Annotated in this window: 6 protein-coding genes; 3 read left to right on the top strand and 3 right to left on the bottom strand. The window is 63.9% G+C overall.

Translation table 11 applies throughout. The annotated features are described in order from the left end of the window. Positions 1-277: 277 nt before the first annotated feature. The 3 genes from ACO054_RS02100 (at position 278) to ACO054_RS02110 (ending at position 11,393) form a co-directional block, all read left to right on the top strand. On the top strand, positions 278-3,061 hold the full coding sequence (locus ACO054_RS02100) for a cation-transporting P-type ATPase (RefSeq protein WP_421708794.1): 2,784 nt from the start codon (positions 278-280) through the stop codon (positions 3,059-3,061). Positions 3,062-3,277: 216 nt separating this feature from the next. After that, positions 3,278-4,354 (top strand): NAD(P)-dependent alcohol dehydrogenase, encoded by a 1,077-nt coding sequence (locus ACO054_RS02105; RefSeq protein ID WP_421708795.1) that lies wholly within the window; start codon positions 3,278-3,280, stop codon positions 4,352-4,354. A gap of 619 nt (positions 4,355-4,973) precedes the next feature. Continuing rightward, positions 4,974-11,393: a choice-of-anchor I family protein gene (locus ACO054_RS02110; RefSeq protein ID WP_421708796.1), complete on the top strand. Its 6,420-nt coding sequence runs from the start codon at positions 4,974-4,976 to the stop codon at positions 11,391-11,393. A gap of 173 nt (positions 11,394-11,566) precedes the next feature. On the opposite strand, the gene ACO054_RS02115 is transcribed toward ACO054_RS02110, so the two are convergent. The 3 genes from ACO054_RS02115 to ACO054_RS02125 all read right to left on the bottom strand — a co-directional run bounded on the left by ACO054_RS02115 (position 11,567) and on the right by ACO054_RS02125 (position 16,090). Next, positions 11,567-12,889, bottom strand: a complete 1,323-nt coding sequence (locus ACO054_RS02115) for an HlyD family type I secretion periplasmic adaptor subunit (protein WP_421708797.1) — start codon at positions 12,887-12,889, stop codon at positions 11,567-11,569. Continuing rightward, the gene (locus ACO054_RS02120; RefSeq protein ID WP_421708798.1) at positions 12,886-14,625 is read right to left on the bottom strand and encodes a type I secretion system permease/ATPase; all 1,740 of its coding nucleotides are present in this window, start codon (positions 14,623-14,625) and stop codon (positions 12,886-12,888) included. The genes ACO054_RS02115 and ACO054_RS02120 overlap by 4 nt, the downstream gene beginning before the upstream one ends. Before the next feature lie 199 nt (positions 14,626-14,824). Continuing rightward, a complete protein-coding gene (locus tag ACO054_RS02125; RefSeq protein WP_421708799.1) occupies positions 14,825-16,090 on the bottom strand; it encodes an extracellular solute-binding protein in 1,266 nt (421 codons plus the stop codon). Positions 16,091-16,153 lie beyond the last annotated feature (63 nt).

Consider the following 16,153-nt stretch of genomic DNA (forward strand, 5'->3'; position numbering starts at 1 on the left):
CTCCCTGAACTGTTTTTGTTTCGCCGGCCGAGCTTCAGTGGCCGATCCAAGGTAGTGTCCGGTGAGGAGGTCACTGCTGTCGATAGTCCTGTTCGTTCCTATGTCTGCAGCAAGCTTTCTGGAAGAAGGCGGCCTTGTGCCTCGATAGCAAGCCCGGGACGGCCGCAAGGCGGTTTGACTTGACTCCTCGCCGCGCCATCCCCTGTTCAACATCAACGAAAGCAAGAGTTGAGCGCCGCCGCAGGCTTTTGCGGTCAAGATCCGAAGCGGAGAAAACATGCCGACATCCGACGCAGCCAGCCGCGTTGATCCCGACATCTCCTGGCACGACCGGCCCGCCGCGGAGGCCATGGAGCGTTTCGAGGCGGTTCCGGACGGTTTGACCGACGACGAGGCCGACCGGCGGCGTGGTCTCTACGGGCCGAACCGGCTGCCCGAACCGAAGCGCCAGGGTCCGTTGATCCGCTTCCTGCGTCAGTTCCACAATCTTCTCATCTACGTCCTGCTGGCGGCTGGGGCCATTACAGCGCTGCTGGGGCATCTGGTCGACACGGTCGTGATTTTGGCCGTGGTGGTCGTCAATGCCGCGATCGGCTTCGTTCAGGAAGGAAAGGCGGAGCAAGCCCTGAAGGCGATCCGCGACATGCTCGCCCCGAAGGCGACGGTGTTGCGGGCAGGGCGCCGCCGGACCGTTCCGGGGGAAGAGATCGTGCCGGGCGATCTCGTGATCCTGGAGGCTGGCGACCGAGTGCCGGCGGATCTGCGGTTGCTGGAGGTTCGCGGGCTCCGAATTCAGGAGGCTGTCTTGACCGGCGAGTCCCTGGCGGTCGAGAAGGCGACAGAGGCCGTGGCTGGCGAGGTGCCCTTGGGCGACCGCCGTTCGCTGGCCTTCAGCGGAACCTTGGTGGCGGCCGGGCAGGGCCGCGGCCTTGCCGTTGCCACCGGCGGTGCGACCGAGATCGGGCGGATCAGCAGTCTGATCGCCGAGGTTCGTACGACCACGACGCCTTTGATCCGTCAGATGGCGATCTTCGCCAAATGGCTGACGGGTTTCGTGCTGCTGTTCAGTGCCCTGATCCTGGTTTTCGGTCTGACCATTGCCGACTACGGATTCAGTGAACTGTTCATGGCCGTGGTGGGGCTATCCGTGGCCGCCATACCTGAGGGCTTGCCGGCGATCCTCACCGTCACCCTGGCGATCGGGGTTCAGGGCATGGCTCGGCGGAACGCCATTGTGCGGCGGCTGCCTGCCATCGAGGCCCTTGGTTCCGTGTCCGTCATCTGTTCCGACAAGACGGGCACGTTGACGAAGAACGAGATGACGGTCGCTTCGGTGGCGACTGCGCAGCGCCTCTTCACCGTCTCTGGCAGCGGCTATGCGCCCCATGGCGGGTTTTCGGACGCCGACCGGGACATCGCGGTTGCCGACTTTCCGCTGCTGACCGACCTGGCCAGGGGGGCGCTTCTCTGCAGCGAGGCCGAACTTCGGCACGAGGCGGACAACTGGACCGTGGTCGGGGATCCCATGGAAGGGGCTCTTCTGACCCTCGCCAGCAAGGCGGGCCTCGATCTGGATTTCGAACGGCATAACCGCCCGCAGACGGATTCCATTCCTTTCGATTCCCAGCATCGCTTCATGGCGAGCCTGCACCACGACCACGAGGGCACCGCCACCATCTTCGTGAAAGGCGCGCCCGAGCGTTTGCTCCAGATGAGCCGTCATCAGCGCCATGACGACGGCAGCGAGGCGGCGCTCGACCAGGACTACTGGCAAGCACAGGCCGACGCAATCGCCGCCCGAGGTCAGCGAGTCCTCGCCATCGCCAGCAAGCCGACCCATTCGGAGCACGGCGAACTGCTGTTCGCAGACGTGGAAGGTGATCTCACACTGCTTGGCTTGGTCGGCCTGATCGACCCGCCGCGGGAGGAGGCGATTGCGGCTGTGGCCGAATGCCGAGCCGCCGGCATCCGGGTGAAGATGATCACCGGCGATCATGCTGGAACCGCTGCCGCCGTCGCGCGACAACTCGGTTTGGAGAATTCGTCGGAGGTGCTGGAGGGTGCGGAGATCGATACCCTGCAGCCGCAGGATCTGCGACGGCGCGCGCAGGAGGTCGACGTTTTTGCCCGGACCAGCCCGGAGCATAAGCTCCGCCTCGTCGAAGCCCTTCAAGACGGCGGCGCTGTTGTGGCAATGACAGGTGACGGCGTGAACGACGCCCCGGCGCTCAAGCGCGCGGATGTTGGCATTGCAATGGGCGGAAAGGGCACCGAGGCAGCGAAGGAGGCGGCCGAGATCGTTCTTGCCGACGACAACTTTGCGACCATCGCCGCTGCGGTCAAGGCAGGCCGGACAGTCTACGACAATCTGAAGAAAGCCATCATCTTCCTGCTCCCGGTCAACGGCGGCGAATCCCTCAGTCTCGTGGCAGCGATTCTGTTGGGGCTGACCTTGCCGATCACGCCGGTTCAGATTCTTTGGGTCAACATGGTCAGCTCGGTGCTGCTCGCGATGACTCTGGCCTTCGAGCCCTCGGAGCCGGGTGTGATGAGACGGGCGCCCCGCCCCGCCGGGGAGCCGATCCTCTCGCGGTTCGTACTCTGGCGCGTCGGCTTTGTTTCGGTGCTGTTCTCCGCCGGGATTTTCGGCAAGTTCACCCTGGCGCAAGCGCAGGGCTCCAGCGTGGAAGAGGCGCGGACCATCGCCGTCAATACGCTGGTTGTGATGGAGATTTTCTATCTCTTCTCCGTTCGCTACCTGCACGGCTCGTCTCTCAGCCTGCGCGGGTTTTTCGGAACCCGGCCCGTGCTGATTGCCATCACCGCCGTCACGGCGCTGCAGTTTCTCTTTACCTATGCTCCCTTCATGGAAGCCTTCTTCGGGACACGTCCCTTGAGCCTGCTTCAGGGGCTGCAGGTCTTTGTCGTCGGCATTGCCGTGCTGCTGATCCTGGAGCTGGAGAAGCGTGCTCGCTCTGCGTTCTTCGGCTCGAACGACGGGCAGGCTACCGTTGCCGGCGAGAGACTTCTTCCTGCCAAGGACGCCTCTTCCCAGTCTTAGGCTCCCTGTTCCGCAAGGTTTCGAGGATAGAAATGCGCTCTGCCGGTCCCACCTGCCGGGGGACCGGCGGCTGCGCGTCGAAACTCTCGCCTGAATTGACCTGCCGCATTCGTTCTCCTGGCGAAAATATGTTTGAGTACGTCCAATAAACCGGTGGCGGGGTTCTACGATGCGGCCGTCAAGCCACCTGGAGGACGAAAAGGGAGGCGACTTCAAATGGGGCAGAAAATGAAGGCGGCGGTCTTCGTCGAACCGGGTCGGATTGTGCTGGAAGACAAGCCCGTCCCGGATGTCGGGCCGAACGACGCACTGCTACGGATCACCACGACGACGATCTGCGGCACCGATGTGCATATCCTGAAGGGCGAGTACCCGGTCGCCAAGGGACTGACTGTCGGTCACGAACCGGTCGGCGTCATCGACAAGCTGGGCGCCAACGTGACGGGCTACACGGAAGGCCAGCGTGTCATCGCCGGGGCGATCTGTCCGAGCGGTCACTCTTATGCCTGCCTCGACGGCCTGCACTCCCAGGACGGACAGGGCGGAGCGCACGGCCTCAAGCCGCTGGGCGGTTGGCGTTTCGGCAACACCATCGACGGGACTCAGGCGGACTACGTGCTGGTGCCGGACGCCATGGCCAATCTCTCGCCGGTTCCCGATGGTCTGACCGACGAACAGGTGCTGATGTGTCCTGACATCATGTCGACCGGCTTTGCTGGCGCGGAAAGCGGCAACATCCGCATCGGCGACACCGTGGTGGTCTTCGCCCAAGGTCCGATCGGTCTCTGCGCGACGGCCGGTGCGAAGCTGAAGGGCGCCACCACCATTATCGGCGTGGACTCGGTCCCCGAACGCTTGGAGATCGCGCGCAAGATGGGGGCGGACCACACGGTCGACTTCAAGAAAGTCGATCCGGTGGCCGAGATCATGCGGCTGACCGACGGACGTGGTGTGGACGTGGCAATCGAGGCCCTGGGCCTTCAGGAAACCTTCGAAGCTTGCCTGCGCGTTCTCAAGCCAGGCGGGACCCTCTCCAGCCTGGGCGTCTACTCCGGCGACCTCACCCTGCCGCCCGACGGCTTCTTGGCCGGCTTGGGCGATCACAAGATCATCACCTCGCTCTGCCCGGGCGGCAAAGAGCGCATGCGCCGCCTGATGAACGTCATCGCCGGCGGACGTGTCGATCTCGAGCCTCTGGTCACCCACCGCTACAAGCTCGACGCGATCGAGGAGGCCTACGACCTCTTCTCCAATCAGCGCGACGGCGTTCTCAAGGTCGCTATCACACCTTAGAGCGCGATCGTCTCAGGTGGAAGCGTTTCGCTTCCACCTGAGACGTGAATCGCCCTCTAAACCTTAATGATGAGAGCTGAATCGCCTTAGGTGGGATCGCCAAAGCGATCCCACCTAAGGCGATTCAGCCTAGGGTTGGCAGCAGGGAACGCCGCCTAAGTCCCGAGCTGTCCTTGTTTCTGGAACTTTCTTGGGACAAGATTCCGCTCTCCCTCATGAAGTGGAGGGGGTTTCGGCTATTCCGGTGACAGGTGGCGACAGGTCGTTGGGATTTCACGCCGTAAGCCCAGGGCTTGGCGAGTCGGAGAATTGTCTCCTGAAGCGCCGCCGGACGTTGCGCAATGATATTTCCTCAAGAACGCGATAAATCCCCATTATCTGTGAGGTTAACTGTGACAAAAAGTAGGGTCTTTAACCAACTTCATCCCGCTGTCACCGCCGTGTCATCTCTCCCAGGCAACAACTCTCGCGAAAGCTTGATCGCATCTCAGCGTCAAAGCTCCCTCGAATAGTTCGAGTGAGTTGACGAGTACCAGCCCACTTCTCAGGCGGAACCGTCAATGCTGTCCGAATTTTGGCGCTGGTCAAGTTCAACGAGGGAAACGGCAGAGGAAAACTGATGATCAATTTGCGTCCGATCGGCACCTATGCATCCGGAATCTTCGACGAAAGCGCTGCGGAAAGCGTCGCCCACGATCCTTTGACTCAAAGCCTCTTCGTTACCAATGCCGAGACCAACAGCCTGGATATCCTCAGACTGGACGCGACCGGCACGCCCAGCTTTCAGTCTTCCCTCGATTTGAATGTGTTCGGCGCCGGCGTGAACTCCGTTGCCGTCTTCGGCGACCTTGTGGCCGTGGCGCTGGAGGCCGACCCTGTCACCGATCCTGGAACGGTCGCCCTGCTGCGGATCGGCACGGACGATGATGGCGACGCGACGCTGACCGAAGTCGCGACCTACGAAGTCGGTGCCTTGCCCGACATGCTGACCTTCACGCCCGATGGGATGAAGCTGCTAGTCGCCAATGAAGGCGAGTCCGACGAGGGCGTCGATCCGCGCGGTTCGATCAGCATCCTCGACCTTTCAGCCGGCGCCGACGCGGCCGTGCTCGATACCGTCGGCTTCGAGATCCTGGACTTCGTCGGTGAGGATGCTCTGCGCGATCTCGGTCTGCGCATTTTCCCAGGTGAGCAGCCGTCGCGCGACCTGGAGCCCGAATACATCGCCGTATCGCCCGATGGCACCAAGGCCTTCGTGACCCTACAGGAGGCCAACAGCGTCGCGGTGATCGACATCGAGTCCAAGCAGCTGATCGATCTTCAGCCGCTCGGTACTAAAGACTACAGCCAGCAGGGTAGCGGCTTGGATCCCAGTGACAGGGATGGCGAGGACGGTGAGGGCGCCATCGACATTCAGCCCGCGCCTGTGCGCGGTCTCTACATGCCAGACGCCATCGCCGCTTATGAGGCGGGTAACGGTCAACTCTACTACGTCACGGCGAACGAGGGCGACGCTCGCGACGAGGACGCGCGCGTCAGCGATCTCGCCGAAAACGGTCTGCTCGACCCGGCGCTCCTGCCTCTGGCAAGCGACGATGAACTGGGACGTCTCGAAGTTTCGACGATCGACGGCGATACCGACGGCGACGGCCTGATCGACCAGCTGGTCGCTTACGGCGGCCGCTCCTTCAGCATCTGGGACGAAGAAGGCAATCTGGTCTTCGACAGCGGCGATGCCTTCGAGCGGAAGATTGCCGAATTGATCTCCGACGGCGTTCTGCCGCCCGAGGCCTTCAACGCCGACAATGACGATAACGACAGCTTCGACTCGCGCTCTGACGCCAAGGGGCCGGAACCCGAAGGCGTCGTGATCGGTGAGGTTGCCGGTCAGACCTATGCCTTCGTCGGTCTTGAGCGCGTCGGCGGGATAATGGTCTACGACGTCACCGACGCCGCTGAGCCCAGCTTCGTACAGTACATCACGACCCGCGATTTTTCGGGCGATCCGGAGGCGGGGACCGCAGGAGACCTCGGTCCCGAGATCCTGACCTTCGTTGCGGCCGAGGACAGCCCGACCGGCCGGCCGATGCTGGTCGTTGCCAACGAGGTCAGCGGCACCACGACCACGTTCGACATCGAAGCCGAGGTGCCGATCTACGACATTCAGGGCGAGGGCCATCGCTCCGACTTCGAAGGTCAGACGGTGACCACCCGCGGTATCGTAACGGCGGTGGACTCCAACAAGTTCTTCATCCAGGACCCGAACGGCGACGGTAACGACGCCACCTCGGACGGCCTGCTGATCTTCGTTGGTGGCGGCAACGTGACCGTTTCGGTCGGCGACGAGGTGCGGATCACCGGCGAGGTGATCGAACGCTTCCCTGGCGGCGAGGACACCGGCAACCTCAGCACCACGCAGATCTCCTTCCCGGACGAACTGGAGGTACTGAGCAGCGGCAACGATCTGCCGGACGCCGTCGCCCTGGGCCAGAACGGCCGGGCGATTCCCACCCAGATCGACGACGACGGCCTGACCGACTATCAGCCCGACGAAGACGGCATCGACTTCTTCGAATCACTGGAGGGCATGCTCGCCGAGGTCAGCGACGCCGTGGTCGTCGGTCCCACCTCCCGCTTCGGTGAGATCGCAGTGCTGGCCGACAACGGTGACGGCTCGGACCTGCGCAGTGTCAACGGTGGCGTCGTGCTCGGCGAAGACGACACCAATGCCGAGCGTATCATCATCGACGACGACCTCGTGACTTCCGAACCCGACGTCAACGTCGGCGATACCTTCGACGGTCCGATCACCGGGGTCTTCGACTATAGCTTCGGGAACTTCAAACTGCTCAACACGGCTCCGCTGCCGGGAGTGACGGCGAACCCGGATCTGGAGCCCGAGGTGACCGATCTGGTCGGCGGCGAGAACCAGCTCACCATCGCCAGCTACAACGTGCTCAATCTCGATCCCAGTGCTGGCGACCGTTACGATCAGCTGGCCCAACAGATCATCAACAATCTCGGCACGCCCGACATCATCGCACTGCAGGAGATCCAGGATAACAACGGCCCAACCGACGACGGCACGGTCGATGCCGACGTCACTCTACAGCTTCTGCTCGACGCCCTGGCGGATGCCGGGGTGGATACCTACGAGTTCATCACCATCGCCCCGGAGGACAAGGCCGACGGCGGACGAGAAGGGGCCAACATCCAGGTCGCCTATCTGTACAACACCGAGCGCGTGAACCTCGCTGAGGGTGTTGCCGGCGGCACGACCGACGATGTCGCCTACGACGCCGATGCCGATGCGCTGAACTTCAACCCCGGCCGTATCTTGGATCCCGCCTTCGATGAAGACGGCGACGGCTCGCCCGAGCAGGAGGCCTTCGAGGGCACGCGCAAGCCGCTGGTGGCGACCTTCGAGTTCGAAAGCGAGACGGTCTACGTTATCAACAGTCACTTCAAGTCCAAGTCTGGCGACAGCCCGCTCTACGGTGCGGAACAGCCGATCGAACAGATCACCCTGGAGCAGCGCGTTGCCCAGGCCCAGGCGGTCAAGGATCTGGTTGACTCCATCCTGGCCGACGACCCCGACGCCAAGATCGTGGCGCTCGGGGATTTCAACGACTTCGAGTTCTCCGACACCCTGGAGGTCTTCGACGGCTCCTTGACCAACTTGATGAACGATCTGGCGGACGACGACCGCTACAGCTTCATCTTCAACGGTAACTCCCAGACGCTCGACCACATCCTGGTCAATGAAGACGGCTTCTCCGAGACGGAGATCGACGCCGTCCATGTCAATGCGGACTTCGCCAGCGACGGCCGGGCGAGCGACCACGATCCCATCGTGGCGCGGCTGACCATCGACGACGCTACGCAGGAGCCTGCTTTCACTTTGCAGATGCTGCATGCGGCGGATCAGGAGGCCGGTGTTGCGGCGCTGAGCGACGCGGCCCGTTTCTCCGCGGTAATGAATGCGCTGGAAAACCAGGATGCGGACGGTGACGGCGAGGCCGATTTTGCCAATACCATCCGTTTGTCGTCCGGCGACTCGTTCATCCCCGGCGTCTTCTTCAGTGCCAGCGAGGAGGTGTTCGGCGCGGCCGGGCGCGGGGATATCCTGATCCAGAACGAGCTGGAATGGGATGCCATTGCGCTGGGTAACCACGAGTTCGATCTGGGCACTGGCGCCTTGGCCGATCTGTTGCAGCCGGGGACGACGCCGACCGGTCTGATCTATCCCGGTGCTCAGTTCCCCTATCTCAGCGCTAACCTGGATTTCTCCAGCGACCCGAACCTTGCACCCATCGCGGTTCCGGGCGGCCAGGCGCCACAGGCGGGCACGGTTACCTCCTCCATCGTGTTGGAGGTGAACGGCGAGCAGATCGGTGTCGTTGGCGCGACGACGCCGATCCTGGATGAGATCGCCTCGCCGGGTGGTGTCGGTGTGAACCCGCCGCGCCTGCCGGACGGCTCACCCGACTACGACGCTCTTGCGGCGATCATCCAGGCGGAGGTCGACGCGCTGCTGGCGGACAACCCCGGTCTGAACAAAGTGATCCTGTTGTCGCATATGCAGCAGATCCAGATCGAGCTGGAGGAACTGGCACCGCGCTTGACCGGTGTGGACATCATCCAGGCCGGCGGTTCCAACACACTTCTGGCCGATGAGACCGATCGCCTGCGCGATGGAGACAGTCCGGAGGGCGACTACCCGACCTTCGTTGAAGGTGCCGACGGCAACCCGGTGGCCGTGGTCAACACCGACGGAAACTATCAGTACGTCGGGCGTCTCGTGATCGACTTCGACGAGAACGGCGTGGTGATCCCCGGCAGCTACGATCCCGACGTCAGCGGCGCCTATGCCACCGACGAGCAGGGGGTCGCGGAGCTGGATGCGGAAGATCTGGTCGATCCTGAAATTCAGGCGATCGTCGATGAGCTGGAAGAGCGGATCATCGAGCTGGACAGCAACTTCTTCGGCGTCAGCGATGTCTTCCTGAATGGAACACGTGGCGATGTGCGGACCGAGGAAACCAATCTCGGCAACCTGACCGCCGACGCCAACTTGGCGGAAGCGCAGAAGGCCGATGCCACGGTCATGGTCTCGCTCAAGAACGGAGGCGGTATCCGCGACAACATCGGGCGGGTCGAGACTCTGCCGGGTGATACCGAACCGAGCCTGCTGCCGCCCGCTGGCAACGAGCTGACGGGCAAGCCTGAAGGCGGCGTGTCGCAGCTCGACATCGAGAACAGCCTGCGCTTCAACAACACTTTGACTTTGCTGACTCTGACGCCGGAGCAGCTTCTTCAGGTGCTGGAGCATGCCGTCTCCGCCAGCGGCGATGGTGCGACACCGGGCCAGTTCGCCCAGGTCGGCGGCCTCTCCTTCAGCTTCGACGACGACCTGCCGGCCGGTAATCGCGTGCTCTCGGCTGCTTTGATCGATGAGGACGGCAATCCGACACATGCGATCGTGGAGAACGGCGAGATTGTCGAGACTGCGCCCGATGCCATTCGGATCGTGACGCTTAACTTCTTGGCCAACGGCGGCGACGGCTATCCCTACGACGAGTTCGTGGCGGCCGATCCGGCCTTCGCGAACCGTGTCGACCTGGTCGGCGAGGACGCGAACGGCAACGGCGTCCTCGATCCGGACGAGGATCGCAACCTCAACGGCGTGCTTGACGGTCCTGTGCTGACGGAGCCGGGGGCCGCGAACTTCGCGGAGGCCGGAAGCGAGCAGGATGCGCTGGCAGAGTATCTCGCGGCGAACTTCCCTGAGGAAACGCCCTTCGACCGGGCCGACGTCGGACCCGAAGATGACCGCCGCATTCAGAACCTCGACTTCCGGGAGGACACGGTTCTCGATGGTCTCGGTGGCGGTGGAAACGACGGTGAGCCGGTCGAGATCGACGTTTTCAACGTCCTTGCCACGGACCAGGGTTTCCGAGTCTTCGGGCAGTCCGTCGTGGACGGCGCCTTGACTGATCCGTCGGCCGACGAACTCGCGGTCATCGTGGGACGCGGGATCGGCGTGGTCGGCGAGGGCGGCGTCGGTCAGTCGGAACTCGGTTTCAACAGCGAGTTCGGACTGTCCGAGCGCGTCACTGTGGAATTCGACGATCTCATGGCTAAGGCCACTGTCAGCCTGAGCTGGTTCTTCGAGCGGGAGGGGGACACCGGCGAAAGCGGCGTGTGGCGGGCCTTCCTGGAGGGTCAGGAGGTGGCGAGCGAGACCTTCTTCGCGGAAGGATCGCGGCGGACGCTGGAGATCGAGCCCGGTGAGGCTTTCGACTCTCTCGTGTTCGAGGCTCTGCCCTTGGAAGGGCCGGCGGCCGAAACCGACACCAGCGAGTATTACATCCGCTCGATCGTCACGGAGCCGGCCGCACCGACGGAGGATCCCGCGGAGACACCCGCCGCAGCGGTGGCCGATGCCGGGCCCGATACGCTGGAGCCGACCCCGGTCAATCTCGAAGCTGAACCCGATGCTGCAGTAGAGCTGACTGGTGGCCTAGGTGACGACGATCTCCTTGGCGGCACGGGCAACGACGCTCTGGCCGGCAGCTTTGGTGACGACCTGTTGGATGGCGGCGATGGCGACGATGCCCTGGACGGCGGTTTCGATGACGATGCCCTCTCGGGCGGTGCCGGTGATGACGCCCTGACGGGCGGGTTCGGCGACGACCTCCTGAGCGGCGGAACCGGTGACGACCTCCTGACTGGCGGTTTCGGCGACGATGTCTTGAACGGCGGCGCAGGCAGCGATCTGCTAGTAGGCGGTTTCGGAGCGGACAGCTTCGTCTTCGCTCCGACCGGTGCCGTGCAGACCGATGTCGTCAGTGACTTCGGGGCCGGCGACGTTCTGGATGTCTCGGCCTACGCTTTCACCAGCTTCGAGGCCTTCCTCGGTCAGGCGACGGAGACAGCTGAAGGCGTCACCGTCGACCTCGACGACGAAGGCGACGAAATCCTGGTGCTCAGCGGAAACGTGCTGAGCGACCTGAACGACGGTAACGTTGTGATCTAGCCGTCTGGAGGCTGTCGTCCATCAAGAAAGAAGGGCGCCCCGTTTTCCACGGGGCGCCCTTTCTCGTTGCGCTCAGAGAACCTTTTGGATCCGGCACCAAAACGCCGTCGGTCGATCCTGTGGTTTCTCTGGAGCAACCAGGCAATTGGGTGGGAAGAAAGAGGGCTGTCGCCTCAGCCTTCGCGCCAAGCCTTGCGTAGGGTGTCGCTGATCGGCTGAACGAGGTATTCGAGCGCGGTCCGCTCGCCCGTCTCGACCATCACCTCGGCGGGCATGCCGGGCAGTATGGGCTGACCTTCCAACCGCTCGGCTTCTCCCGCCTCCAGGGCGACCAAGGCTCGAAAGTAGGGTTCACCAGAGCGTTGCTCCTCCAGCCGGTCGGCGGAGACGTAGATCAACCGGCCTCTCAAGGTCGGCGTCGTCCGTTGAACCAAAGCCGTCATGCGAAGGCGCGCTGGCTGTCCGACCGAAACGCTGTCCACGTCGTCGGGCCGCAGCTTCGCTTCGACGAGCAGGCGGGTGTCGTGAGGTACGATCTCAAGCAGCGTCTCGCCGGCCTGCAGGACAGCGCCTTCGGTGGTGATAGCCAGATTGACCACGACCCCGGCAGCCGGCGCACGCAGTTCGATCTTGTCTACGCGGTCTTGGGCCGCTGCGATGCGTTCCGACAGATCGAGAACGCGCGTCTGGACCTCCCGCAGACTGGTCGAAGTCTCTTCCTGGCGTTGCAGCGTCGATTGCAGGATCTCAAGCTCGGTTTCGCCGATCGCCTTCTTGGCCCGGGCGATGGCGGCCAGATGCTCACCGCGTTCGCCTTCCAGTCTCGCTTGGTCGCGACGCAGGGCCAGAATGCGCGGTTTCTCGGTCAGCCCCTTGGCGAACAGCGCTTCTAGTCCGGCCAACTCCTCGCCGATCAAGGTCGCTTGCCGGGCTTTCGAGCGCTGCTGTGCCTCGATCCCGGTAATCTCCTCGTTCAGCTGCGCGATTCGCTGGCGCAGAACTTCGACCCGTCCGTCGAAGGCCGCCGTTCGGGCTTCGAACAGGCGATTCTGACCGGTTACCGTTTCCTGGACACCCGCTTCGCTCTGTCTCGTAAGCAGCTCTTCGGGAAAGATGATCTCCGTTTTGTCTTCTCGTTCCGCCACCAGTCGGGCGCGTTCCGCAAGGGTGGCGTCCAGATTTGCGCGCAGGACCCCCAGTGAGGCGCGGACCTGCGTGGCGTCCAGGCTCAGCAGCAGCTGCCCGGCATTCACGGAGTCGCCGTCCTTCACGAAAAGCTGTGCGACCACACCTCCTTCCGGATGCTGTACGAGTTTGCGGTCGCCTTCGACGACCAGAGTGCCCTGTGCCACGACCGCGCTCGCCAGATCGGCTGTCGCAGCCCAGGTTCCCAGGCCCCCGAAGGTTACGGCGCCGACGCAGAGACCGGTGAGGATGGTTTTGCGGGCCGACAGCTTGAACTGCGGACGGCCCGTTGTGTCGGCTGGCGTCGTCACTGCGCGGCCTCGCCTGCGATCTGCGGGGGCTGGGTTTGGCTCTCCTCACCGGATGCGACGGCGCGCGGGCGCGTCACCTTGGGAATGACCTCCTGCGGCGTCCCGAACTCCTCGATCCGGCCGTCGCGCAGCAGCATCACCTTATCGACGACGCTTAAGATGCTTGGTCGGTGAGCGATGACGATCGAAGTGATGCTCTGCTGGCGCAAGGCGACGATGGCCTGCCGCAAGGCCGCCTCTCCTTCGTTGTCCAGATTGGCGTTGGGCTCGTCCAGCACCACCAGCTTCGGCGTGCCGTAGAGGGCACGCGCTAGACCGACTCTTTGCCGCTGCCCTGCCGACAGGCGGGCGCCGCACGTACCGATCCGGGTTTCGTAGCCGTCAGACAGCCTTAGGATCATCTCGTGCGCGCCGGCGAGCCGTGCCGCGGCAATGACTTTTTGAGAATCGGCTGCGCCCATACGCGCGATGTTCTCTGCGACCGTGGCATCGAACAGCTCGATATCCTGAGGCAGATAGCCCAGATGCTGCCCCAGTTCTTCCGGCTGCCAGGTCCAGACCTCGGCACTGTCTAGACGAACGCAACCGCCTTGCGCCGGCCAGACTCCGACCAGAAGACGCGCCAGCGTCGATTTGCCGGCAGCGCTTGGGCCGATCACCGCCAAAGACTCTCCGGGCTCAAGCGAGAAGGAGATGCCCCGCAGGATCGGCCGCGCGCTGCCAGGTGCGGCGGCAGCCAGATGCTCGACCGACAGCCGGCCTTCCGGCGCCGGCAGGGACAGCCGCTCCTCCTCTTCGGCGGCGGGGTCGTTCAGCACGTCGCGGATGCGCTGGTAGGCGCCGCGCGCGCCGATGAAGCCGCGCCAGGCGCCGATGGAGGCTTCGACCGGTGCCAGGGCGCGACCCAGGATGATGGAGGAGGCGATCATCGCGCCGGGCGTGATGGCCTCGCCCAGGACCAGCCAGGCACCCACGCCCAGCATGGCGACCTGAAAGCCCAGGCGGACCGACTTCACGCTGGCACCGAGAGCGCCGCTGCGCTCGCCCGCCCGGCTCTGCAGGGCCCAACCCCAGTCTTGACGTTCCTGCCAACGGGTCTCCAGGGCCGGCCGCATCGCCATGGCGGCCACGGCCTCGGCATTGCGCAGTCCCGCATCGGCCACGCTCTGCGCCGTACGGTTGTGTCGGCCTGCCTCTTCCAAGGGCTTGCGGGTGACGATCTCACCTAGCAGCGCCAGAGCGAAGAGAACCACTGCCGCCGCAAGTGCGACTAATCCCAGCAGCGGGTGCAGAACGAAGATCACGGCGATGAATAGCGGCGTCCAGGGCGCGTCGAAGAAGGCCAGGATGCCGCTGCCGGTCGTGAACTGCCGCAAGGTCGAGAGGTCGCGTAGCGGCTGCGTTCCTGAGGATCGCCCCGCTAGTTCTAGATCGTGACTGGCCCGCAACAGCTTGGGTGCCACCTCGCTGTCGAGCCGGTTTGCGCTGCGCAACAGAATGCGCTGCCGGACGAATTCGAAGAGTCCGAGGGCGATCAGCAGGCCGGCGGCAAGGGCGGTCAGGGCAAGCAGCGTCTCGATGCTGCGCGACACCAGGACCCGGTCGTAGACCTGCAGCATGTAGAGCGGCACGGTCAGCATCAGCAGATTGACCGCGCAGGAAAAGAGCGTGACCGCACCAATGTTGCCGCGCAGGCCGCTGGGCAGAACGGGCACAGACGTGGGCCGTGAGGTCATGGGGCGGCTCGGTTTTCGGGTAGACGGGATCGGCTCGACGTTAACGCAACCTTAACTTACCCTGACCCTGTGACAGCCGGATGAAATCCGCGGCATTCAAGCTATTCCCGGTTACCGACCACGAGGCTGTGAGAAGAAGGAGAAAGGGCGCGCGACCCCTGCCGCGCGCCCTCCTTGCAGGTCTCGCCCGACTGAGCGCCTACATGCCGAGCTGGTCGCGAACTTCAGCCGCAACCTCTTCCAGCTTGGCGTCCGGAGCCCTCGTCAGGTCGATGACGTCCCTCAGGCCCTTCATGATGGTATCCGTGACCTTCACGCCGCCGGCACCGGGGAAGGCGTACCAGGGGCCCGCATAGTTCGCGAGCTGGGCGTGGGCTACCTTGGCGTTGGGGTTGGCGGCGTAGAACGCGCCCAGATAGGATTCGTCCTCCACCACGATGGCGTTGGTCGGCGCGTAGCCGGAGTTCTCGACCACCACGGTGGCGCCCTTCGGACCCGTCGCCCAGGTGAGGTAGCGCCAGGCCGCTTCCTGCCGCTCGGGATCGTCCGTCAGCATCACGATGCCGGACCCGCCGGTCGGCAAGTAGACCTCGGAGTCTTCGGCCGTGATCGGATACTCGACGAGACGAACCGGGAAGCGCTCGCCGACCGCCTCTTCGACACGGGCGAGGAAGGAGGAGGAGTCGAAATAGATGCCGAGCTTGCCGGCCGCAAAGGCCTGTTGGGCGGCCGCGCGGTCGTAGCTGGGCATGTTGGCTTCCGAGCGGAAGCGCGCCAGCAGGTCGGCGGCGGCGAGGCCGGCTTGGCTGTCGATGGCGATGTCGCCCTCGTCCTCGGTCAAGGGTCGCCCGCCGTGCGAGCCCAGCAGGGCCTGCCACATCCAGTCCGACCCCCAGAAGTGATAATAGAGACCGTCGATATCGCCGCCCAGAGCGTCGATCTTGGCACCCAGCTTGATGATGCCGTTCCAGTCGCTCGGGAAAGTCTCCATCGAACCGCCCGCCTGGGCGACCAGATCGCTGTTCACGTACATCACTGGCGTCGAGGCTGCGACGGCGAGAGCGTGTTGCGTATCGCCGAGGCGTCCAAGGCTCAGGAGAGCGGGCGTGTAGCCTTGAACCGCCAGCGCGTCGGGACCGTCCATGAAGGGATTGAGCGGGACGGCGATCTCCCGCTCCTGCAGAACGCGCCAACGGTTGAGACCGACATAGGCCAGGTCCGGCAGGTTTCCGGCGACAGACTCGCGTAATAGCCGCTGCACCCCTTGTTCGTACTCCTCCGCCGGAGAATCCAGGACGATCCGTACGTCCGGGTTCTCCGCCATGAAGCCTTCGGCGATCTTCTCCTGAATATCGTTGAACAGCTGCGGCAGCGCGTAGTGAACGCGCAGCTCGATCTGCTCGGCTGCAGCCGGAGCCGTAAGTGCGAGACTTACGGCCGAGGCGGCAAGAAGGCGTGTCAGCATTCGCTTGCTCCTTGAGTGCTTCTGTTACGATCGAAAGTCGGTCGGCGCGGTTTGCCCCGCTTC

The organism is Algihabitans sp., from assembly GCF_965226985.1.
GTDB lineage: Bacteria > Pseudomonadota > Alphaproteobacteria > Kiloniellales > DSM-21159 > Algihabitans.

What these genes read in the sequence shown, in the direction of transcription:
- ACO054_RS02100 (WP_421708794.1), top strand. Translation starts at nt 278, where the DNA reads ATGCCGACATCCGACGCAGCCAGCCGCGTTGATCCCGACATCTCCTGG.
- ACO054_RS02125 (WP_421708799.1), bottom strand. Translation starts at nt 16,090, where the DNA reads ATGCTGACACGCCTTCTTGCCGCCTCGGCCGTAAGTCTCGCACTTACG.
- ACO054_RS02105 (WP_421708795.1), top strand. Translation starts at nt 3,278, where the DNA reads ATGGGGCAGAAAATGAAGGCGGCGGTCTTCGTCGAACCGGGTCGGATT.
- ACO054_RS02120 (WP_421708798.1), bottom strand. Translation starts at nt 14,625, where the DNA reads ATGACCTCACGGCCCACGTCTGTGCCCGTTCTGCCCAGCGGCCTGCGC.
- ACO054_RS02110 (WP_421708796.1), top strand. Translation starts at nt 4,974, where the DNA reads ATGATCAATTTGCGTCCGATCGGCACCTATGCATCCGGAATCTTCGAC.